This window comes from Kitasatospora sp. NPDC097691, assembly GCF_040302665.1.
GTDB lineage: Bacteria > Actinomycetota > Actinomycetes > Streptomycetales > Streptomycetaceae > Kitasatospora.
Genome location: NZ_JBEORY010000011.1, coordinates 57466 through 78108, shown reverse-complemented (window position 1 = coordinate 78108; position 20643 = coordinate 57466). Strand labels below are relative to the sequence as shown.

Genomic DNA, 20643 nt, shown 5'->3' with positions numbered 1-20643 from the left:
TCGCGCTACCGGCGGCAGTCGGGGCACAGGCCGCGGTAGGTGACCTCGGCCGCGGTGACGGCGAAGCCGAAGCGCTCGGCCGCGGGCAGTGCGGCGAGCGGGTCGCCGTTCGGGTGGACGTCGCGGATCGCGCCGCAGCCCGAGCAGACCAGGTGCTGGTGGGCGCGGTGCGCGTTGGGGTCGTAGCGCCGGGCGCGGCCGTCGGTGGCGACCTCCAGGACCTCCCCGAGGGCGACCAGTTCGCCGAGCGTGTTGTAGACGGTGGCGCGGCTGATCTCGGGCAGCCGGGCCGCCGCGCGGGCGTGCACCTCGTCGGCGGTGAGGTGGACGTGCTCGCCGTCGAGGACCTCGGCCACGACCCGGCGCTGCGAGGTCAGCCGCCAGCCGCGTTCGCGCAGTCTCTCCAGCAGGTCGGTCATGTCCGCCAGGGTAATTCAGGTCCGGGATTGGTTCCAGTGTTGACTTGGACAAAGTCCAAGTTAGGATCGTGTCATCACGACCGGACCCGTGGAGGCACCCGTTATGACCACGCAGGACGAGCTGCGCCCGACCCTCACCACCGAGGCGGGTGCCCCCGTCGCCGACAACCAGAACACCGAGACCGCGGGCGTCGGCGGCCCGGCCCTGATCCAGGACCAGCTGCTGTTCGAGAAGCTCGCGCACTTCAACCGCGAGCGGATCCCGGAGCGCGTGGTGCACGCCCGTGGCGCCGGGGCGTACGGCACCTTCACGGTGACCGCCGACGTGACGCCCTGGACCCGGGCGGCCTTCCTGTCCGAGGTCGGCAAGCAGACCGAGGTCTTCCTGCGCTTCTCCACCGTGGCCGGCAACCTCGGCGCGGCCGACGCGGTGCGGGACCCGCGCGGCTTCGCGCTGAAGTTCTACACCGAGGAGGGCAACTACGACCTCGTCGGCAACAACACCCCGGTGTTCTTCATCAAGGACGCCATCAAGTTCCCCGACTTCATCCACACCCAGAAGCGGGACCCGTACACCGGCTCGCAGGAAGCCGACAACGTCTGGGACTTCTGGGGCCTGTCCCCCGAGGCCACCCACCAGGTCACCTGGCTCTTCGGCGACCGCGGCATACCCGCCTCCTACCGCCACATGAACGGCTACGGCTCGCACACCTTCCAGTGGCAGAACGAGGCCGGCGAGCACTTCTGGGTCAAGTACCACTTCAAGACCGACCAGGGCGTCCGCAACCTCACCCAGGCCGAGGCCAACACCCTCGCCGGCGAGGACCCGGACAGCCACCAGCGCGACCTGCGCGAGTCGATCGAGCGCGGCGAGTTCCCCGCGTGGACGGTGCAGGTCCAGATCATGCCGGCGGCCGACGCGGCGAACTACCGCTTCAACCCCTTCGACCTGACCAAGGTCTGGCCGCACGCCGACTACCCGCCGATCGAGATCGGCCGGCTGGAGCTCAACCGCAACCCCGACAACGTCTTCGCCGAGGTCGAGCAGTCGGTGTTCTCCCCGGCGCACTTCGTGCCCGGCATCGGCCCGTCCCCGGACAAGATGCTCCAGGGCCGCCTGTTCGCGTACGCCGACGCCCACCGGTACCGGGTCGGCATCAACGCCGACCACCTGCCGGTGAACCGTCCGCACGCCACCGAGGCGCGCACCAACGGCCGCGACGGCCACCTGTACGACGGGCGCCACGGCCGTCAGAAGAACTACGAGCCGAACAGCTTCGGCGGCCCGGTGCAGACCGGCCGCCCGCTGTGGGCCGCCACCGCCGTCGACGGCCTCACCGGCACCCACGTGGCGCCCGCGCACGCCGAGGACGACGACTTCGTGCAGGCGGGCAACCTGTACCGGCTGTTCTCGGAGGACGAGAAGCAGCGGCTGATCGCCAACCTGGCCGGCTTCATCGCCAAGGTCTCGGCCGACCGCGAGGACATCGTCGAGCGGGCGATCGACAACTTCCGCAAGGCCGACGCCGATTACGGGCAGCGGCTGGAGGCGGCGGTCCTGGAGCTGCGCAAGCGGTAGCAGCAGCCGGGCCGAGAAAGCGGCAGGCCCCGTGACCGGCTCCCACCGGTCACGGGGCCTGCATCCACGTTCAGACCGAGAGGCGGCGCAGCGCCTCCTCGTGCAGCAGGCCGTTGGAGGCGACGGCGTCCGCTCCGCCGGGGCCGGGGATGCCGTCCAGGCCGGTGAAGCGGCCGCCGGCCTCCTCGACGATGACGCAGTTGGCCGCCATGTCCCACAGCGACAGCTCGGGCTCGGCGGCGATGTCGACGGCGCCCTCGGCGACCATCATGTAGGACCAGAAGTCGCCGTAGGCACGGGTGCGCCAGCAGGCGCGGGTGAGGTCCAGGAACGGGTCGAGGCGGCCACGCTCCTCCCAGCCGGAGAGGCTGGAGTAGGAGAAGGACGCGTCCTCGATCCGGGAGACGCCGGAGACGTGGATCCGGGAGGCCTTGGCCAGGCTGCGGCCGGCGAAGGCGCCGAGACCCTTGGCCGCCCACCAGCGGCGCTGCAGCGCGGGGGCGGAGACGATGCCGACCACCGGGCGCTCGACGCCGTCCGGGCCGTCCTCCAGCAGGGCGATCAGGGTGGCCCAGACCGGGACGCCGCGGATGTAGTTCTTGGTGCCGTCGATCGGGTCGATCACCCAGCGGCGCGGCCCGGAGCCCTGCAGGCCGAACTCCTCGCCCAGGACCGCGTCGCGCGGGCGGGCGCGCTGGAGCACACTGCGCACGAGCTCCTCGGCGGCCTTGTCGGCGTCGCTCACCGGGGTGAGGTCCGGCTTGGTCTCGATCTTCAGGTCGAGGGCGCGGAAGCGCTCCAGGGTGACCGAGTCGGCCGAGTCGGCGAGGACATGGGCGAGTCGGAGATCGTCGTGGTAGTCGGCCATGTCCAAGACCCTAGCGAGCCCGCCCCGATCGGCACAGCCGGGCTCGCGGAGCGGGACGCGGCCTTCCCGCGCGCCCCGGCGCGCCGTGACGCGTCTCAGTGCGACGTACCGCTGAGCTGCAGGCCGATGACACCCGTGATCACCAGGGAGATCGAGACCAGCTTGAGGACCGAGGTGCTCTCGTCCAGGAAGACCATGCCGTAGATGGCGGTGCCGGCTGCGCCGATGCCTGTCCAGACGGCGTAGGCGGGGCCGATGGGCAGGCTCTTCAGCGAGAGGGTGAGCAGGCCGAAGCTGCCGAGGGCGAACACGCAGAAGCTGATGGTGGGCCAGAGCTTGGTGAAGCCCTCGCTGAGCTTGAGGTTGATCGCGAAGCCGGTCTCCAGCAGGCCGGCCAGGATCACCAGGGCCCATGCCATCGCGCGCCCTCCCAGTGGATCGACGGTCGGACCGCACCCGGCCCGACCTTCCTATGATCGCCAGGCAGGGGCGGTCCGACACCTCGAACGGGCCACGGACCTCGGGGGCCCGGAGGGCTCAGTCGCCCTCGCGGGCCTCCTTGCTGGCCAGCAGGCGGCGCAGCGAGTAGAGCCGGGCGGCCTCGGCGTGGCCGTCGGCCACCCAGGCGTCCAGCGCGCAGTCCGGCTCGTCGTGGCTGCACGCGCGCGGGCAGTCGACGGTGCCGGGCTCCAGGTCCGGGAAGGCGAGGATGACCCGGGACGGGTCGATGTGCGAGAGGCCGAAGGAACGGAAGCCCGGGGTGTCGATCACCCAGCCCGGGTCCAGCGCCTTCTTCGAGCCCGGCTTGGCACCGGGCGGCGGCGGCAGCCGCAGCGCGAGGGCGGAGACGGTGGTGTGCCGGCCGCGGCCGGTGACCGCGTTGACGCGGCCGGTCTGCCGCTGGCGGTCCGGGACGAGGGCGTTGACCAGGGTGGTCTTGCCGACGCCGGAGTGGCCGATGAACACCGTGGAACGCCCGCGCAGGTGCTCGCGGACGGCCTCGGCGCCGGCGGTCTCCAGTTCGTCGCGACGGGTCACCACGTACCGGATGCCGAGCGGGGCGTAGGAGTCCAGCAGCGACGCGGCCGGGGCGAGGTCCGACTTGGTGAGCACCAGCAGGGGCTCCATGCCCGCGTCGTAGGCGGCCACCAGGCAGCGGTCGATCAGCCGGGGGCGCGGCTCCGGGTCCGCCAGCGCGGTGACGATGGCCAGCTGCTCGGCGTTGGCGACGACGATCCGCTCGTACGGGTCGTCGTCGTCCGCGGTGCGTCGCAGGACCGAGCTGCGTTCCTCGACCCGGACGATCCGGGCGAGGGTGTCGGCGTCCCCGGAGAGGTCGCCGACCAGGTTGACGATGTCTCCGACGACGACGCCCTTGCGGCCCAGCTCGCGGGCCTTCATGGCGACGACCTCGCGCTCGTGTTTGGTGCCCGGGTCGACCAGGCAGGTCAGCCGACCGCGGTCGACGGTCAGCACCATCGCCTCGGCGGCGTCCTCGTGCTTGGGCCGGATCCGGGTCCGCGGCCGGGAACCCCGGCGGGCGGGGCGGTTGCGGATGTCGTCCTCGTCGGCGTCTTTGCCGTAGCGGCGCATGTGCTCAGTCTCCGCTCAGGCGTCCGCCGCCGCTTCGCCGAGCAGCTCTGCCCACATCGCCGGGAAGTCGGGCAGGGTCTTGGCGGTGGTGGCGACGTTCTCCACCCCGATGCCGGGCACGGCGAGGCCGAGCACGGCCGCGGCGGTGGCCAGACGGTGGTCCTCGTAGGTGCGGAAGGTGCCGCCGTGCAGCGGGCGCGGGCGGATCCGCAGGCCGTCCTCGGTCTCGGTGACGTCGCCGCCGAGGTCGTTGATCTCCTTGGCGAGCGCGGCGAGCCGGTCCGTCTCGTGCAGGCGCAGGTGGGCGATGCCGTACAGGTGGGACTCGGAGTCGGCCAGCGCGGCGACGGCGGCGATCACCGGGGTGAGCTCGCCGACGTCGTGCAGGTCGGCGTCGATGCCGTGGATCCGGCCGGTGCCGGTGAACTGCAGGCCCTCGTCGGTGAACTCGCAGGCGCCACCCATCCGGGTGTAGATCTCGCGCAGCTGGTCGCCGGGCTGGGTGGTGTGCCTGGGCCAGTCGCGCACGGTGACGCGGCCGCCGGTGACCAGGGCCGCGGCGAAGAACGGTGCGGCGTTGGAGAGGTCCGGCTCGACCACCAGGTCGCGGCCGATCAGGGCGCCGGGGGTGACCCGCCAGACGTCCTTCTCGCCGCCGTCCTCGGGGGCGTCGACCTGGGCGCCGGCCTTGCGCAGCATCTCCACGGTCATCCGGATGTGCGGCAGCGACGGCACCGGGCCGCCGACGTGCCGGACCTCGATGCCGTGGTTGTAGCGGGCACCGGAGAGCAGCAGGGCGGAGACGAACTGGGAGGAGGAGGAGGCGTCCAGCTCGACCGGGCCGCCGTCCAGCGAGCCGGTGCCGTGGACGGTCAGCGGGAACGCACCGCGGCCGCCGTCGTCGATGCGGGCGCCGAGGGCGCGCAGGGCGTCGATCACGCCGTGCTGGGGACGCTCGTAGCAGCGCGGGTCGCCGTCGAAGTGCACCGGGCCGTCGGCGAGGACGGCGAGCGGGGGCAGGAAGCGCATGACCGTGCCGGCGTTGCCGACGTCGACGGAGGCGGGGCCGCGCAGCGCGGGGGCGGGGAAGACCCGCCAGGCCTCGCCGCCGCCGGTGCCGCCGGCGTCGTTGTTGACCGTCTCCTCGATGGTGACCCCGAGGGCGCGCAGGCCGTCGGCCATCAGCTGGGAGTCGCGGCTGCGCAGCGGCCGGCGCACCCAGCCGGGCCGCTCGGCGAGTGCCGCCAGCACCAGGGCCCGGTTGGTGACCGACTTGGAGCCGGGGATGGTGACGGTCGCGTCGACGGGGCTGGTGGCGACGGGGGCGGGCCACGGGGTCTCGGTCATGTGGCAAGTCTAGGGGCCGTACCGGAACGGACCGTGATTCGCCCGCTCGCCTCCGGGCGGCTCGGGGTGCGGCGCCGAGGGGCGGGGTCAGTGCAGCGGCTGGAGGAGCCAGGTCGCGCCGAGGGCAAGGCAGGCGAGGGCGACGAGGAGGAAGACGGTGACCCAGGCGAGGGCGGGGACGTGGGTGAGGCGGGCGAGCTGGTCGGCGTCGGAGTCCCGGGCCCAGCCGATGCGGCGCTGGTGCTGGAGTTCCAGGACGGGACGGACGGCGCCGAAGAGCAGGAACCAGCAGCCGAGGTAGGCGAAGCCGGCCTGGACCTCGGCGCTGCCGAACCAGGAGACCAGGAAGAAGGCGCCGCCGGCGACCAGGACGACGAAGAGGCCGAAGGCGTTGCGGATGCGCAGGAGCAGGGCCAGCAGCAGGGCGATCGCCAACCAGAGCAGCAGGGTGATCCGGTCGGCGGCGAGCAGCGCGGCGCAGCCGAGCCCGAGCAGGGCGGGGGCGGTGTAGCCGGCCGCGGCGGTGAGGACCATGCCGGGGCCGGTGGGGCGGCCGTAGGAGAGGGTGAGGCCGGAGGTGTCGGAGTGCAGCCGGATGCCGGCGAGCTTGCGGCGGGTGGCGAGGGCGACCAGGCCGTGGCCGCCCTCGTGGGCGATCGTGACGGCGTTGCGGGCGACGTGCCAGAGCGGGCGGGCCAGCACGGTGAGCAGGGCGGCGGCGCCGGTGGCCAGGACCAGCCAGCCGGGCGGGGCGGGCTGGCTGCCGGTCACCTGGTCCCACAGGGCGCTCAGGGTCTGGTCGTCGGTGCTCATGTGATCCTCCCCGCCTCCGTTCGCTGCGTTGGGCCGTTCGGGGCAGCCTCCCATGGGGAGACGGGCGGGCGGGAGCGGGCGGTTCTGGTCCGGGCGTGAACAAGTGATGAGGAAGGGCGGCATGGCAAGCTGGCCCGCATGTGCGGTCGGTTCGCAGCCAGCAGCAAGCCCGAGGACGTCATCGAGCTGTTCGACGTCGAGCAGTGGGATCCCGAGGAGACCCTGGACCCGAACTGGAACGTCGCACCGACCGACAGTGCCTTCGTGGTGCTGGAGCGGATGGCCAGGGAGCAGCCGCGGGCCGTGCGGCAGCTGCGGGTGCTGCGCTGGGGGCTGGTGCCGCAGTGGTCGAACACCGCGGAGACGGCGGTGAAGATGATCAACGCCCGGTCGGACACGGTGCACGAGAAGCCCTCCTACCGGCAGGCCTTCGCCGCGCGCCGGTGCATCCTGCCGGTGGACGGCTACTACGAGTGGCAGACGGTGCCGGGCGAGCGGGGCAAGGCGCGCAAGAAGCCGTACTTCGTCTCCCGGGCGGACCGCACCCCGCTGGCGCTGGCCGGGCTGTACGAGTTCTGGCGCAACCGGACGGTGCCGCCCGGGCACCCGGAGGCCTGGCTGGTGACGTTCACGATCGTCACCACGGACGCCGAGGAGTCGCTGGCGCCCATCCACGAGCGGATGCCGCTGTTCCTCGACCCGCAGGACTGGGACGCGTGGCTGGACCCGCGGCTGACCGACCCGGACGCCCTGGGCCGGCTGCTGATACCCCCGCCGCCCGGCGCCCTGCTGGCCACCCCGGTGTCGCCGGCGGTCGGCAGCATCCGCAACAACGGCCCGGAGCTCAAGGAGCCCTGGGACGAGGTCGAGTACGAGACCACCCTGTTCTGAGAGCGCATTCGGGAGCGAGCAGCGATGACGACCCAACTCATCCCCACCGAGGCCGGGGAGGCCCGGATCACCCACCACCGGGCGGCCGCGCCGAAGGCCGTCCTGGCCCTCGGGCACGGCGCGGGAGGCGGGATCGAGGCCCGGGACCTCGTGGAGCTGGCCGGGCGGCTGCCGGAGCGCGGGATCAGCGTGGCGCTGGTCGAGCAGCCCTGGCGGGTGGCGGGCAAGAAGCTGGGCCCGGCGCCGAAGACGCTGGACCTCGGCTGGCGGCCGGTCGCCGAGCACCTGGCCGGTCAGGGCTTGCCGCTGGTGGTGGGCGGGCGCAGCGCCGGGGCGCGGGTGGCCTGCCGGACGGGGGCGGCCACCGGGGCGGTGGGCGTGGTGGCGCTGGCGTTCCCGCTACACCCGCCGGGCAAGCCGGAGAAGAGCCGGGCGGAGGAGCTGCTGGAGTCGGGGCTGCCGACGCTGGTGGTGCAGAGCGTGCAGGACCCGTTCGGCGGGCCGGAGGAGTTCCCGGAGCTGCCGCCGGGGCACGAACTGGTGGCGGTGCCGTACGGCAGCCACGGGTTCGCGGTGCCCAAGCGGGCGCCGATGGGGCAGGACGAGGTGCTGGACCTGATCTGCGCGGCGGTCGGGGACTGGGTGCTGGAGCTGGTCTGAGGCGGCGGGTGCCGGGGCGGGCGGCTGCCCCGGGGCCGGTGCGCGGTCGGGGTGCGGGCACCGCTGTGAACAGGGAGTTTCCGGTCGCTCACTCGTGCGAGTGAATGGTGCGTACGGACGGGAATGCGGGCGGGGCCCGGGTGGTTGACACCCTCGTCAGCACGAGTCACCGGTGAGAGGCAGGGCAGATGGGTTCGATCGCGTGCCCCGAACGGCCTGAGGAGCGCGAGGCCGCCACGGCCTTCGTCCACTCCTGGCCGGAGTGGATTGACGCGGGCGAGAAGCCCGTCAGCCCGATATCCTCCATTTCTGGGCGGCCCGCCGTGGGCCGTGGCCGTCATGCCGAGGAGGTGGGTCCGGTCGTCGGGACCGAGCACGAGGCCGAGCCGGGTCGTGGCCCGGACGAGGTCCGGCCTGCGGGCGAGGCGCTGACCGGTGAGGAGCTGGCCGAGGCGATCGGTGAGGACACCTACCGGGTGTCGGCGGAGGAGAGCGAGGAGGCCCGGCGGGAGCGCTTCGAGCGCGACGCCCTGGGCTACCTGGATCCGATGTACTCGGCGGCGCTGCGCATGACGCGCAACCCGGCCGACGCGGAGGACCTGCTCCAGGAGGCGTTCGCCAAGGCGTACGCGTCCTTCCACCAGTTCCGTGAGGGTACGAACCTCAAGGCCTGGCTGTACCGCATCCTCACCAACACGTTCATCAACTCGTACCGCAAGAAGCAGCGGGAGCCCCAGCGCACCGCGGCGGAGGAGATCGAGGACTGGCAGCTGGCCAGGGCGGAGTCGCACATGTCGACCGGCCTGCGCTCGGCGGAGACCCAGGCGCTCGACCACCTCCCCGACAGCGATGTGAAGGACGCGCTCCAGGCCATCCCGGAGGAATTCCGGATCGCCGTCTATCTCGCGGACGTAGAAGGCTTTGCGTACAAGGAGATCGCGGACATCATGGGTACTCCCATCGGTACGGTGATGTCCCGGCTGCACCGCGGTCGCCGTCAGCTGCGCGGCATGCTGGAGGATTACGCCCGTGAGCGCGGGCTCGTCCCGGCCGGCAGCGGGGCAGGGCAGGAAGCGAAGGGCTCGGGCTCATGAGCTGCGGCGATCCGCACGAAACCGAGTGTGGCGAGGTCCTCGACCACCTCTATGAATTCCTCGACAACGAGATGGCCGAGGGCGACTGCGCAAAGTTGCGCGTGCACTTCGAGGAGTGCTCGCCCTGCCTGAAGCAGTACGGGCTGGAGCAGGCGATCAAGGCGCTGATCAAGCGTTCCTGCGGGTGCGACGACACACCGACCGACCTGCGCAGCAAGGTGCTGGCCAGGATCGACTCGATCCGGGCCGGGCAGCGCTCGGGCGAGCAGGTGGTGGTCGCGGTGGAGGCCTCCGTCGAGGTGCACGCCGAGTCCGCCCGGCCGGCGCCGACGTTGGCGCAGGGCGAGGCGGGCGAGGAGCCGGCCGAGCGTCCGAGCGCCCCGGTCGAGGCCGGCGCCCCGGTGGAGTGACCGTCAAGGCCTGGGTGTCCGCCGGTCCGTCGACGAGGGCGGGCCGGGCGGTTCGGGTAGGGAGTCCAGGGGCCCCGGGAGCATGCGCTCCCGGGGCCGCTCCCGTTCTGCTCGCGTGCGCCGTCACTCCTTCGGGTGAGTTGGCGGTGCGCCAACTGCGCCATTGCGCGATCATGCGTCCCCGCACCCGGACGGCGGCCTATCCTCCTGACGGACGCTCACCGCCGGTTCGCCCGGCGTGCTGAGGCAACACGGGCCCGGACGGCGGGGAGGTCGATATCGCTACCGACAGTGGGGGCGCGACCCTGCCGCCCGGGGCGGCGCGCTACCTGGTGGCCGTCCCGGTGGCGGCGCTGTGCTGCCTGGTGCCGCTGCTGCCCGCCGGGGCCACCCCGGGAGTCCCGCGCTGGCTCGGTCAGCCGGTGGACTGGCCCAAGGTCGGGCTGCTGGCCTTCCTGCACGGCTGCTGGGAGTCACTGGCCCAGGGTCTGCCGACACCCTGCCTGGTGCTGGTGCGGCGACTGCTGCGCCGCCCGGCGCCGCCCGAGCGGGTGCCCGCCCGGCCCGGGGTGAACGCCTTCTTCCCGGTGCTGTTCGCCGGGGTCCTGATGCTCCCTCCGGCCGCCGCCGCCCTGATCGCCGCACCGGCCGCCCTGCTCGGCGGGCCGAGCGGGCGCGGCTGCCGCGGGCGCCAGCTGTTCAACGGCTCCCAGCTCGCGCTGTGCGCCTTCGCCTCCTCGGTCGTCTTCCACCTGTTGCGTGGCCCGCAGCTGTTGCTGGGCTCCCGATTCCCGGCCGCGCTGCTGCCCGGCTTCACCGCAGTCGCCGCGTTCTGCCTGGTCAACGGGGTGGTGGTGGGTGTGATGGTGATGCTCAGCGAGCGCCGCGGGGCCGGGGTGCTGCTGCGCGGGGCCTGCTCGGTGTGCGGACTGCCGGTGCTGGTGCACGCGGCCGGCGGACTGATGGTCGCCGTGCTCTGGCAGGGCCCGTACGGCGCGTTCGCGGCGCTGCTGGCACTGCTGCCGCTGTCCATCTCCGCCTGGGTGTTCGCCCAGGGCCAGCGCGAGCAGGACGCCCACCAGGCCACCGTGCAGTCGCTGGTGCAGGCCGTGGAGATCAAGGACGCCTACACCCGCGGGCACAGCGAACGGGTCGGCCGGGCCTCGGTGCTGATCGCAAGTCAGCTCGGCATGGAGGCCGACCGGCTGCGCACCCTGCGCTTCGCGGGGATCCTGCACGACGTCGGCAAGCTCGGGGTGGCCACCGAGCTGCTGCGCAGAAACGGTCCCCTCAGTGAGGCGGAGCGCCGGGCGGTGGAGATCCACCCGGTCTACGGGTACGAGCTGGTGCGCGGGATCGACTTCCTCGGCGAGGCGCACGCCGGGATCCTGCACCACCACGAGCGGGTGGACGGCCGGGGCTACCCGAGCGGGCTGGCGGGCGACCAGATCCCCGAGTTCGCCCGGATCATCTCGGTCGCCGACGCCTTCGACTCGATGACCTCCACCCGCTCCTACCGGCGCGGCCGCCCGGTCGCCGAGGCGGTGGCCGAGCTGGAGCGCTGCTCGGGCAGCCAGTTCGACCCGGTGATGGTGCGGGCGCTGATCGACGCGCTGGCCGCCCACGACTGGCGGCCGGTGGTGCACTCCGAGGACTGCGTGCGGGCCGTCCCGGACATCCCGCTCGGGGTGCCCGAACCGGTCCGGGCGGCTCCCGGCCGGGTACCCGCCCAGGGCGGCGCCCCCGCGCCCGGGCAGCCGTGACGGGCCCCGTGCCTGCGGCCCCCGGCCGGACGGCCCGCGGCCGCACGTTCGCCGACCGCACGGCGTGCGGGCCCACCACCCGCGCGGTGCACGCGGCCGCCGCCGCGCTGCTGGCGCTCGCGCTGGGCGCGGTCGCGGTGCGCGGGGTCGCGGAGCCCAAGGTCGCGCTGGCGTTCACCGTGCTGATCGCGCTCGGCGAGTGCGTCCGGATCACCCTTCCGGGGGATCGCGAACAGGCGCCCATCGGCGCCGCCGGTGCGCTGGCGTACGCCCTGCTCGGGCCACTGCGCGGGGTACCGACCGCGCACGGGATGCTCCAGGTGGTCGCGGTGACCGGGGTCGGCCTGCTGCTGGCCTGGCTGCCCGGGCTCGCCCTGCCGCACCGCCCCGAGCGCCCGCACCGCCGCCCGCCCTGGGCCGACCCGGCCCGCCGCGACAGCGCCGCCCGCCGACTGCTCGCCGTCGGCTTCGCGGCCGCCGTCTTCCAGCCGCTCTACAACGGTGGCCTGGTCGACCGCTTCTCGCCCGAGGGTCCGGCGTACGGGGCGTTCCTGACCGCCGTCGCCGCGCTGGCCGCGCTGTGCGACGCCACCCTGGCGGCCCTGCTGCGCCGCTCGGTCGGCGGGTTGCGCTTCCCCGCGGCGCTGGAGGACGAGCTGCGCTCGCTGTTCGGCATCGGCTCGGCGATCGTCGCCACCGGGATGCTGGTCAGCCTCGCGGCCGGTGAGGTCGGGCTCTGGGCGCTGCCGCTGTTCTGCACCCCGCTGCTGCTCGCCCAGGTGTCCTTCCGGCGCGCCGCCGCGGTGCGGGCCACCACCGGTCAGACCATCGCCAGCCTCGCCCGGGCCACCGAGGTGGCCGGCTACACGCCGCACGGGCACGCGCGCCGGGTCGCGGACACGGCGTGCGCCCTGGGGCGCGAGCTGGGTCTGGGCACCCGTGAGCTCGCCCTGTTGGAGTACGCCGCGCTGATGCACGACGTCGGCCAGCTGTCCCTGGTCGAGCCGGTGCCGGACGGCGCCACCGCGGTGCTGCCCTGCGCCGAGCAGCAGCGGATCGCCCGGCTGGGCAGCGAGGTGATCAGCCGTACCGGGGTGCCCCGGCAGGTCGCCGAGCAGGTCGCCCGGCTGGCCGACCCCTGCGCCGGGCCGGCCGTCGGCGAGGGCCCGGTGCCGTTCGCGGCCCGGATCATCCGGGTCGCCAACGCCCACGACGACCTGCTCACCGTGGCCCGCGGCCGGGGCGTCGGAGAGGCCGTCGGGCGGTTGGAGGCGCTGGAGGTCATCCGGCTGGGGCGCGGCCGGGTCTACGACGCCCGGGTGGTGGACGCCCTGGCCAGGGTCGGCGGGCAGGCCAGGGGCTGACGTTCGGGGGCCTTCGGCAGGGGCCGAGGCCCCGGGCCGGTTCCGGGCCTCGGCCCCTGCCGGCCCGGGCGGGGCCCACGTCGGAACGGGGGTCGGACCCGCCAGGGGTTGAGAGGGCGCGGCCGGGCGGGCAGGCTGGGGAGGGGCGGGCCCCAACCTCGACGGTGGGGAGCGCGGGCGGGGGCGGGCGTGGTTGGATGCGGTCGTAGCGTGGAACACCGACCCGGAGCGCCGGGCCCGGTACGCCGTCCGAGGCGGTACGGGCACGGTGGCACGGGACTTGAGCGGACGACGACGGCAGGGACGAACGTGAGGATCTTCCACCGGGCACGGCACCGGCCGTCCGCCACCTGGCGGCAGACGACCGACCGGGCCTTCACGCTGATCGGCGACGGTCGCTACGAGGACGCCGGCGCGCTGCTGGTGATGGCCGCCGACCTGGAGCCGTGGCTCTCCGACTCGTGGTTCAACCTCGCCCTCCTGCACAAGTTCCGCCGCGACTGGGAGCAGGCCCGCTCGGCCGGTCTGCGCGCCGTCGCCCTGCTGGACCGCGAACACGGCGCCCCCGACTGGTGGAACCTCGGCATCACCGCCACCGCGCTGCAGGACTGGCCGCTCGCCCGCCGCGCCTGGCAGGCGTACGGGCTCAAACTGTCCGGCGGCCCCGGCGGGCAGCCCGACGGTCCGGTCAGCCTGGACCTCGGCACCACCCCCGTACGGCTCTCCCCCGACGGTGAGTCCGAGGTGGTCTGGGGCCGTCGCCTGGACCCGGCCCGGATCGAGGTCCTCTCCATCCCGCTGCCCTCCTCCGGCCGCCGCTGGGGCGAGGTGGTGCTGCACGACGGCGCCCCGCACGGCGAGCGGGTCACCGACGGCGTCGCCTACCCGGTGTTCGACGAGATCGAGCTGTGGGCCCCCTCCCCGGTGCCGACCTACGTGGTGCTGCTGCAGGCCGCCACGGCGGGGGACCGCGACGCGCTGGAGCGGCTGGTCGCGGACGCCGGCTACGCGGCCGAGGACTGGACCTCGTCGGTACGGCTGCTCTGCCGCGCCTGCTCGGAGAGCCGGATGGCCTCCGACGACGGCGTCGCCGCCCACCACGACCCGCACGACGACGGCGACGCCGCGCACCCCGGCCACCTCAGCCACCTCAGCCAGGGCGGCGCGGCCGGGATGTCCTGGCTGGTCGAGCGCGAGTGCGGGATCGCCGCACCCGCCCACCTGGTGCGCACCCTGCTGGACCGCTGGGTCGCGGCCTCCCCGGGAACCCGGGCGTACCGGGATCTCGAAGAGGTCTGCTGAACCCCGCTGAGTACCCTGGTCAGGTACGCGTAGACCTATGGAAGCGGAAGACATGGCGGAGCAGCACGACCACGATCACGAGCACGAGCACGACGTGGAGGGGGCGGCGCCCGAGGCGCCCGTGAAGGTGATCGGTGAGGAGCCCGACCTCGGCAAGGGCACCGCCCGTCCGATCACGGTCGTCGGCAACCCGGTGCTGCACCGCGAGGTCAAGGACGTCACCGTCTTCGACGGCGAGCTGTCCGCGCTGATCGACGACATGTTCCAGTCGATGTACGCCGCCGAGGGCGTCGGCCTCGCCGCCAACCAGATCGGCGTGGACCTCAAGGTCTTCGTCTACGACTGCCCGGACGACGAGGGCGTGCGCCACATCGGCCACGTCATCAACCCGGTGCTGGAGGACTACCCGGCCGACCGCCGCCGCGTCCTGGACGACGGCAACGAGGGCTGCCTCTCCGTCCCCACCGCCTACGCCGAGCTGGCCCGCCCGGACTACGCCGCGGTCACCGGCGTCGACAAGGAGGGCAAGCCGATCCGCGTTGAGGGCACCGGCTTCTTCTCCCGCTGCCTGCAGCACGAGACCGACCACCTGTACGGCACCCTCTACATCGACAAGCTGTCGAAGCGCGACCGCAAGGACGCCCTGAAGCAGATGGCCGAGGGCACGCCGAAGTACGCGACGGTGCCGAACGCCTGACGGCGGAGCGGCGCTTGCCGGAGGCCGGTGCGGACCCGTCCGCGCCGGCCTCCGGCGTTCCCGGCCTCCGGCGTTCCCGGCCTCCGGCGTCCGCCCTCGCCGACGATGTCACGTCCTCGTGCCGCGTCCGGTCTACCCGGTGGGGAGTGACCGAGCGAAGGAGATCCGTCATGAAGGCCGTCATCGTGTGCGCGTCCGTGTCCCACGGCAATACGCGGAGGATCGCCGAGGCCGTCGGCCGGGTGCTGTCGGCCCCGGTCGTCGAGCCCGAGCAGATCGATCCGGCGGAGCTGGCCGACCACGACCTGGTGGGATTCGGCTCGGGGATCTTCACCGGCCGCTTCCACCCGCGGCTGCGCGACTTCGTCCGGTCGGTTCCGCGGGAGCAGCGCGCCAGGGCGTTCGTGTTCGCCACCAGCGGGCTGCCGGAACTGCCGGTCCGGCCCTTCACCCGTCCGCTCGCACGGGCCCTGGAGCAGAAGGGCTTCGAGGTGGCCGGCGCCTTCTCCTGCCGCGGCTTCGACACCTGGCTCCCGTTCAGGCTCGTCGGCGGCATCAACAAGGCGCGGCCCGGCGCGGCGGACCTGGCGGCGGCGCGGGCGTTCGCCGAGGGGCTGCGGGCCCGCGGCCTCGAAGGCGGTGGGAGGTGAGCGAGGGCCGGCGCGGGCGCACCGCACCGGCCCTCGGTTCGTCCGCAGGCCGCTACGGGATGAAGAGCCATTCCGGGCCGTAGGTGTGGTGGGGGTCGGCGGGCAACTTGATGGCGTTCAACTGCCGCGCGAAGTCGCCCAGATCGCTCATGTGCCCGATCGCGTCGAACAACTTGTTCCCGTCGCCGGCCCAGGCCGCTTCGAGGGAGCGCAGCATGTCGCTGTAGGCGGTGTTGAAGTCGTGCAGCACGGTGGCGGTGGCCGGGTCGGGGGTGTTGGCGGGGTCGTTGACCCAGCCGCCGGCGGGGACACGGGCGACCTGTGCGGCGTCCGGGAGCGGGACGTCGGGGCCGGTGAACTCGAACTTCCCCGTCGCGGGGTCCTGCACCAGCTTCTTGCCGACGGCGATCTCCTTGAAGGCGTAGTAGTGGGCGAGTTCGCCCGGGGCGCCGGGGAAGGGGTTGTCCGGGGAGGCCGTGGTGCCCTCGCCCTGGGTCTGGATGACGTGGATGGCGTTGAGCACGTCGGTGATGGTGTTCATCGCGACGATGTTGTTCCCGGCGCCGTGCTGCGACCCGAGCGGGAAGGTCACCTGGTTCTGCCCGGTCAGCAGGTGGGCGAAGTTCGGGAAGACGTTGGCGATGCGCTGGTAGAAGGCGCCGATCGTGTTGCCGTCGGCGGCGAAGGCGAGCGGGTTCTCGGGCTTCTCGATGTCGGCGAAGAGCGCGGCCGACTCCCGGGACAGCCCGCTGAGGAAGACCTCCAGCCCGGGGTTGACCCCGCCGGGCAGCTCACCCGGGTACTTGGGGACGGTGAGCGGGTCCTTGAGGACGACGGTGCCGCCGATGCTGGTGAGCATGTTGCAGACCAGGCCGAAGTGCGACATCTCGTCGAAGACGATCTCGCGGATGGTGTGGCGGACCGGCTTGCTGTCGTCCTGATCGATGATCGACCACAGGGCGGTGGCGTAGGGCGGGATGGTGGAGAGCTCCAGCATGATCGCCCGCTGGAGGGCGTCCTTGAGCTCCTGCTCGCCCCAGTCGTCCGCGGGGATGTTCATGAGCTTGACGATCGCGTCGCTCTCGTAGTCCAGGATTCCGGTCGTGGTCACGCTGGGCCCCTTTCGTTCGGCTGTGCGCCGGACCGTAGCCGGGGCCCGGTCGTCCGGGTGCGTGGAATGCCGGTGTGGCCCGGGAGTTCATCCGGACGGGCGGGCGGGGAGTTGTCAGGGGGCGCGCCCAGGGTGGCCGACAAGATCATCGACTGGCAGTGCCGGGGTCGGTCGGGGCGAGCGCGGAGGTGTGCCGGTGGCCTGGTGGAACAGGAAGCCGAGGGGGAACGTCCGCAGTGGGTACTGGACCCGCTGGCGGGGGTCGGGCCGCTTCGGTTCGGGATGAGCCCCGACGAGGTGGAGGCGGCTCTTGCCGGAGCCGTCGCCCAGGTCTGGCGGCGGCGTGCGGGGAACGAGGTGACGAGAGCAGTACCGCGACCTCGGGGTGACCGCGTTCTTCGGACCGGAGCCGCGGCTGCTCGCCGTGGTGCGGACGGGACCGGCATCTACGTCCGGGCCACCAGGGCCGGGGACACCATGCTCAGTGAGGCCCGGTTCTGCACCGAGGACTGGCGCGAGGACTGACGGGCTGAAGGTTGTCGCCTGCGCTGCGGCCGGCCCGCCCGGCCCGGGCGGTGTCGCGGCGCCCGGGTACCGTACCGGGGTGTCCACGACATTCGATCTTCCGGCCGAGTTGTCCGCCTCGCTCGCGGGCCCGGCCGCCGCCTGGCGGTTCGTCGAACGGTTCGCCGCACACCTCGGAGCACCGGTCGAGGAGGCGCACGGCTGCACGGAGGAGGAGTTGGCCGCCGCCGAGCAGCGCCTCGGCCTGCCGCTGCCCGGTGCACTGCGAGAGGCGTACGGCAGGTTCGGGCGGCGCTTCGACCTGTTCGGCGGCCAGGAGCAGTGGATCCCGCTGGAGGACGTGGAGGTGGAGGACGGGATCCTCATCTTCATGGCCGAGCGGTACTGGTACTGGGCGGTCGGAATCCGGCTCGACCAGGCCGGCGGTGACGACCCGCCACTGGTGACCGACGCGACCCCGGGCGACCCGGTGGAGGCGGAGTGGGAGCCGATGGCCGACCGCTTCTCCGCGGCCTTCGTGGAGTCGGTGCTGAACGGGAACCTCCTCTGCGACGACATGGGCGGGATGCGCCGGGAGATGGTGCCCGGCGACCTCGACCACGTGGAGCGGGAGTTCACCCCGGTGCCGCCCTTCGAGGAAGGGCCGACGGAGGACGGCCGCCGGTGGTACGCGGGACCGGAGGTGCTGGTGTGCATCGACCGGACGGACCCCGACGTCGAACTCGGCTGGCTCTGCGTCCGGGCCTTCAACCGGCAGGCGCTCGACGGGATGTGTGCTGCCCTGCGGGGTGACTGGACCTACACCATGAACTACTGAGCGAGCCGGCCGCCGGTCGGACAGGGGAGGCCCGGCCAGGTGCGATTGGGGCACACGATCACGTAGTGGCCACGGGTCACCACCGGGGATGTGCTGCTCGTAGCGCTCCGCGAGCCAGTCGACTGCACCTTCCCGGTGCCAGGGCCGTCATTGTGGCGCAGGAAGTCGGCCTGGCCGACTTCCTGCGCTCGGATATCGACCGGGCTCCTGAGCAGTCGGAGGAAGGATGCCCGGGCTTCGACGGCCCGGATGGCGTCCTGGTGCTTCCAGCAAGGACACGATCTTTCGGGAGCGGGAAAGGGGGGGCGGTTCGCCCCGCCCCGGCGTGGATGCCGGGGCGGGGCGGGGGGAGTTCAGGGGCGGTCGGTGGTGATGGTGATCGGGTGGGCGGTCCAGTCGGTCATCTCGCCGACGTAGAGGGTGATGCTCCAGCTGCCGTCCTGGTGCAAGCGGCGGGCGACCCCTTCGCCGCCGCCCGGGCCGATGCAGATCCGGATGAGGTCCCGGTGGGCCTCGCGGATCGGGAGGTTGCGGACGCGCTCCCACATGACGGGGAGGGCGTGGTCGAGGCTGGGGAAGACCGTGGGCAGCATGATGCCCGAGATCTCGGCCCGGACGGTGCTCACGCGGCGGCCTCGGCGGGGGCGGAGACGTGGCACCAGACGAACTTCCCGACGCCGCCGGCGCGCGGGCAGCAGCCCCACTGGGTGGCCAACTCGTGGACCAGCAAAAGGCCTCGGCCGCTCTCGTCGGCGGTGGTGGTGTCGCGGAGCGAGGGCTTCTCGCTGTCGGCGTCGTGGACCTCGATACGGAGGGTGTCGTCGTCGGGGGAGAGGCGGAAGCGGACGAAGATCAGGCGCCCGCGCGGCGTGCGGGCGTGCTGGACGGCGTTGGTGACCAGCTCGCTGACCAGCAACTCACCGGTGGGGAGCAGGGGTTTGCCCGAGGGGTGGGGGCGGAGGAAGTCCCGCAGCTCCTGACGGGCGGCGCGGGGGGACCTGTGGTGCCAGGGCAGCCAGCAGGAGTGTTCGGTAGGGGCATTGTTGCGCGTCATGAGCTGGCCCTCTTCGGGGGATGTCGCGGATTTGCGATCCGTGGGTAGTTGCCTGATCGCTCCAAGTAGCATGCGATGGAACATCCGCAACTCGCAACTTGCTCATTGGAAATTTTCCATGATCTTTTATAGGGGGATAGGCTTGAGGTTCTATCTGCGTGAGGGAGCATCAGGTGGGCACTGTGCAGTCATCGGTGCGCCGGAGGTGGCTTGCGGCAGCGCTCGTGACGCTGCGCCAGAAGGCAGGCAAGACGCCGGATGAAGCGGCGCAGCGAATCGGCTGTCACCGGTCGAAGATCAGCAGGATCGAGAACGCCCGACTGGGTATGTCTCTTGGCGAGCTGAGGGACCTGCTGGCGTTCTACGAGGTCGACGATCCCGACTACGTGGACGACCTGCTCGGGCTGGCGGCGCGTCGGCGAGAACCAGACTGGCTGCGCAGGGTGATTCGGATCAGGCCGGCCTACGCGGATCTTGTGGCGTACGGGGAGATGGCCGAGTCCATCCGGTCATTCGAAGGGCTGATGATTCCCGGTCTGTTGCAGACGCCGGAGTACGCTCGTGCCCTCATCGGAGCGGGGCCGCGTCCACCAGCGAGGGAGGAGATCGATGCCCTCGTGACGGCCAGGCTTGAGCGCCAGAAGATCCTGAGCATGGAGAACCCTCCGCAGCTGGCGTTCGTCATCGGCGAGGCGGCACTGCGGATCGCTGTGGGCGGCGCAGAGTCCATGGGTCGGCAACTCGATCACCTGATGGAGATGGCTCAGCTTCCCGGCATCGATCTACGGGTCATGCCCGACAACACGGGCGCGCACACAGGGATGTTCGGACCGTTCGTCCTCTTTGGGTTCAGGACTCGCGTGTTCTCAGGCTCGGTCGTCTGCCTGGAGTATCGCGCCGGGACGATCTACTTGGAGAGGGAGGACGAGGTGGAGATCCACATGGAGGAGTTCGAGGCGATTCAGTCGAGCGCCCTGAGCCCTGGCAGCAGTCTGGAAACGATCGCTCGGGTACGGCAGGCGCAGTACTGCTGAGCGGAGAAGAAGGTATCCGGTTCTGCTCTTTCCGGCTGATGCCTGGTCTTCCTTCCTCGCCGGGGTCAAGTCCGGCGAGTTTCCGACCGATTGATCCAAGAGTGGTGCCCCCGCACGGGCTGTGGCCGTGCGGGGGCACCACTGTGCGGTCAGCTGAAGTTGTCGACCCAGAAGAACACGGTCCGCAGGACCGCGCCCGGAGCACCTGCACCGAAGGCGAGGACCATGGACTGGGCGACCGCCACATCCGTGGGGTCGATGCCCTGGGACCAGTCGATCCGGGCGTCCAGGCCGGGAATCGTGCTTCCTGGCGCATACGCCCGGTACGAGCCGCGGGCATCCGCTATGCGCACTCCGTTTCGGCGCAGCTCCGCCCGGCGGAGGCTGGTGGCCCGCAGCTCGTAGGTGCGGTCGCCGAGCACTGCCGTGCGGGTGCGTGACTTCCGCCTGATCGGCACGTTCTGGCCGTTGACGTTCATGGCGCCGTGGTCGCGGTCGGGCACCACCGTGACGGTGGGCATCCCCGCCCCCTGCACCCGGGCCACGACGGACGGCCAGCGATCATGACTGACCTGTATCGGCCCGAACGGGCCGTTGATCACACGCTGTTGGAGCTTGGGCATGCCTGGGTATCCCCCGAACCCTGAGAACC

Annotated in this window: 22 protein-coding genes; 12 read left to right on the top strand and 10 right to left on the bottom strand. The window is 72.4% G+C overall.

Annotation, left to right across the window (positions count from 1 at the left end):
* Positions 1-5: 5 nt before the first annotated feature.
* Positions 6-419, bottom strand: a complete 414-nt coding sequence (locus ABTY56_RS10790; RefSeq protein WP_350628199.1) for a Fur family transcriptional regulator — start codon at positions 417-419, stop codon at positions 6-8.
* A 103-nt stretch (positions 420-522) separates the two neighbouring features.
* Here ABTY56_RS10790 and ABTY56_RS10785 point away from each other — a divergent pair, with 103 nt between their 5' ends.
* A complete protein-coding gene (locus ABTY56_RS10785; RefSeq protein ID WP_350628197.1) occupies positions 523-1998 on the top strand; it encodes a catalase in 1476 nt (491 codons plus the stop codon).
* A 70-nt stretch (positions 1999-2068) separates the two neighbouring features.
* Here ABTY56_RS10785 and hisN read toward each other — a convergent pair whose 3' ends face one another.
* The 5 genes from hisN to ABTY56_RS10760 form a co-directional block, all read right to left on the bottom strand.
* Positions 2069-2866, bottom strand: coding sequence for a histidinol-phosphatase (hisN, locus tag ABTY56_RS10780; RefSeq protein ID WP_350628196.1), 798 nt, complete (start codon positions 2864-2866; stop codon positions 2069-2071).
* Between the two features lie 95 nt (positions 2867-2961).
* Positions 2962-3285: a DMT family transporter gene (locus tag ABTY56_RS10775; protein ID WP_350628195.1), complete on the bottom strand. Its 324-nt coding sequence runs from the start codon at positions 3283-3285 to the stop codon at positions 2962-2964.
* A 118-nt stretch (positions 3286-3403) separates the two neighbouring features.
* Positions 3404-4459: a ribosome small subunit-dependent GTPase A gene (gene rsgA / locus ABTY56_RS10770; RefSeq protein WP_350628193.1), complete on the bottom strand. Its 1056-nt coding sequence runs from the start codon at positions 4457-4459 to the stop codon at positions 3404-3406.
* A 15-nt stretch (positions 4460-4474) separates the two neighbouring features.
* Positions 4475-5806, bottom strand: coding sequence for a 3-phosphoshikimate 1-carboxyvinyltransferase (aroA, locus tag ABTY56_RS10765; RefSeq protein WP_350523017.1), 1332 nt, complete (start codon positions 5804-5806; stop codon positions 4475-4477).
* Between the two features lie 87 nt (positions 5807-5893).
* Entirely contained in the window at positions 5894-6619 is a 726-nt protein-coding gene (locus ABTY56_RS10760; protein WP_350628191.1) for a M50 family metallopeptidase, read from the bottom strand.
* A gap of 138 nt (positions 6620-6757) precedes the next feature.
* On the opposite strand from ABTY56_RS10760, the gene ABTY56_RS10755 reads away from it, so the two are divergent.
* From ABTY56_RS10755 to ABTY56_RS10715, 9 genes are all read left to right on the top strand, one after another.
* Positions 6758-7510 (top strand): SOS response-associated peptidase, encoded by a 753-nt coding sequence (locus ABTY56_RS10755; RefSeq protein WP_350628190.1) that lies wholly within the window; start codon positions 6758-6760, stop codon positions 7508-7510.
* A 24-nt stretch (positions 7511-7534) separates the two neighbouring features.
* Positions 7535-8170 carry an alpha/beta hydrolase family protein gene (locus ABTY56_RS10750; protein ID WP_350628188.1) on the top strand — a complete coding sequence of 212 codons (636 nt, stop codon included), beginning with the start codon at positions 7535-7537 and terminating at the stop codon, positions 8168-8170.
* 350 nt (positions 8171-8520) lie between these two features.
* On the top strand, positions 8521-9264 hold the full coding sequence (locus ABTY56_RS10745) for a sigma-70 family RNA polymerase sigma factor (protein WP_396544461.1): 744 nt from the start codon (positions 8521-8523) through the stop codon (positions 9262-9264).
* Complete coding sequence (gene rsrA / locus ABTY56_RS10740; protein ID WP_350628187.1) at positions 9261-9674, top strand: mycothiol system anti-sigma-R factor; 414 nt, start codon at positions 9261-9263, stop codon at positions 9672-9674. The genes ABTY56_RS10745 and rsrA overlap by 4 nt, the downstream gene beginning before the upstream one ends.
* 332 nt (positions 9675-10006) lie before the next feature.
* A complete protein-coding gene (locus ABTY56_RS10735; protein WP_350628186.1) occupies positions 10007-11437 on the top strand; it encodes an HD-GYP domain-containing protein in 1431 nt (476 codons plus the stop codon).
* 8 nt (positions 11438-11445) lie between these two features.
* On the top strand, positions 11446-12801 hold the full coding sequence (locus ABTY56_RS10730) for an HD-GYP domain-containing protein (protein ID WP_350628185.1): 1356 nt from the start codon (positions 11446-11448) through the stop codon (positions 12799-12801).
* Between the two features lie 309 nt (positions 12802-13110).
* On the top strand, positions 13111-14103 hold the full coding sequence (locus tag ABTY56_RS10725) for a tetratricopeptide repeat protein (protein ID WP_350523010.1): 993 nt from the start codon (positions 13111-13113) through the stop codon (positions 14101-14103).
* A gap of 52 nt (positions 14104-14155) precedes the next feature.
* Positions 14156-14800, top strand: a complete 645-nt coding sequence (gene def / locus ABTY56_RS10720; protein ID WP_350628184.1) for a peptide deformylase — start codon at positions 14156-14158, stop codon at positions 14798-14800.
* Positions 14801-14970: 170 nt separating this feature from the next.
* Positions 14971-15450, top strand: a complete 480-nt coding sequence (locus ABTY56_RS10715; RefSeq protein ID WP_350628183.1) for a flavodoxin family protein — start codon at positions 14971-14973, stop codon at positions 15448-15450.
* A gap of 52 nt (positions 15451-15502) precedes the next feature.
* Here ABTY56_RS10715 and ABTY56_RS10710 read toward each other — a convergent pair whose 3' ends face one another.
* Positions 15503-16561, bottom strand: a complete 1059-nt coding sequence (locus tag ABTY56_RS10710) for a ferritin-like domain-containing protein (protein ID WP_350628181.1) — start codon at positions 16559-16561, stop codon at positions 15503-15505.
* Between the two features lie 604 nt (positions 16562-17165).
* On the opposite strand from ABTY56_RS10710, the gene ABTY56_RS10705 reads away from it, so the two are divergent.
* Entirely contained in the window at positions 17166-17903 is a 738-nt protein-coding gene (locus ABTY56_RS10705; protein ID WP_350628179.1) for an SMI1/KNR4 family protein, read from the top strand.
* 353 nt (positions 17904-18256) lie between these two features.
* Here ABTY56_RS10705 and ABTY56_RS10700 read toward each other — a convergent pair whose 3' ends face one another.
* Both ABTY56_RS10700 and ABTY56_RS10695 read right to left on the bottom strand, forming a co-directional pair.
* Positions 18257-18529 (bottom strand): hypothetical protein, encoded by a 273-nt coding sequence (locus ABTY56_RS10700; protein WP_350628177.1) that lies wholly within the window; start codon positions 18527-18529, stop codon positions 18257-18259.
* Positions 18526-18957 carry an ATP-binding protein gene (locus ABTY56_RS10695; protein WP_350628176.1) on the bottom strand — a complete coding sequence of 144 codons (432 nt, stop codon included), beginning with the start codon at positions 18955-18957 and terminating at the stop codon, positions 18526-18528. The genes ABTY56_RS10700 and ABTY56_RS10695 overlap by 4 nt, the downstream gene beginning before the upstream one ends.
* 173 nt (positions 18958-19130) lie before the next feature.
* On the opposite strand from ABTY56_RS10695, the gene ABTY56_RS10690 reads away from it, so the two are divergent.
* Complete coding sequence (locus ABTY56_RS10690; protein WP_350628174.1) at positions 19131-19991, top strand: helix-turn-helix domain-containing protein; 861 nt, start codon at positions 19131-19133, stop codon at positions 19989-19991.
* Between the two features lie 149 nt (positions 19992-20140).
* Here ABTY56_RS10690 and ABTY56_RS10685 read toward each other — a convergent pair whose 3' ends face one another.
* Positions 20141-20614 carry a hypothetical protein gene (locus ABTY56_RS10685; protein WP_350628173.1) on the bottom strand — a complete coding sequence of 158 codons (474 nt, stop codon included), beginning with the start codon at positions 20612-20614 and terminating at the stop codon, positions 20141-20143.
* Positions 20615-20643: the final 29 nt, after the last annotated feature.